1 protein-coding gene is annotated in these 686 nt (G+C 68.4%); it reads left to right on the top strand.

From position 1 onward, the window contains the following. Window positions 1-686: YeiH family protein (locus VSX60_RS22465; protein ID WP_327626451.1), on the top strand; the 686-nt coding region annotated here is incomplete at both ends.

Here is a 686-nt window from a genome sequence, read left to right as displayed (position 1 = left end):
GTGCTGGTTGCGGCGACGGTCGCCGTCGCGGCGAAGTTCCTGTCCGAACATTACGGCGCGCCGGCCATGCTGATGGCGCTGCTGCTGGGCATCGCCCTGAACTTCCTCACCGAGGAAGGCAAATGCGCCGCCGGCATCAACTTCACCGCCAAGACGATCCTGCGTATCGGCGTCGCGCTCCTCGGCGTGCGCATCTCCGTCGCCCTGTTGATCGGCCTCGGCCCCGGCCTGATCGCGCTGCTGGTCGCCGGCGTCGTCGCCACCATCCTGTTCGGCTTCGCCGCGGCGAAGCTGCTCGGCCGCGGCTGGCGGCTGGCGCTCTTGACCGGCGGCTCGGTGGCGATCTGCGGCGCCTCGGCGGCCATGGCGATCGCCGCCGTCCTGCCGAAGAACCAGTACTCCGAGCGCAACCTGATCTTCACCGTGCTCAGCGTCACCGTGCTCAGCACCGTGGCGATGATCGTCTATCCGCTGCTGATCCCGATCTTCGGGCTGAAGGACCAGGCCATCGGGGTGTTTCTCGGCGGCACCATCCACGACGTCGCCCAGGTCGTCGGCGCCGGCTTTTCGGTTTCCGACGCGGCCGGCGAGACCGCCACTTTGGTCAAGCTCATCCGCGTCACCATGCTGGCGCCGGTGGTGCTGGTGTTCACGCTGGTGTTCCGCGCCACCCACAAGAGCGAGGC

This window comes from Aurantimonas sp. A3-2-R12 (assembly GCF_036016755.1).
GTDB classification, from domain to species: Bacteria; Pseudomonadota; Alphaproteobacteria; order Rhizobiales; family Rhizobiaceae; genus Aurantimonas; species Aurantimonas coralicida_A.
Note: the sequence above shows the minus strand (reverse complement) of the source record. Positions and strands in the feature narration are given on the sequence as shown.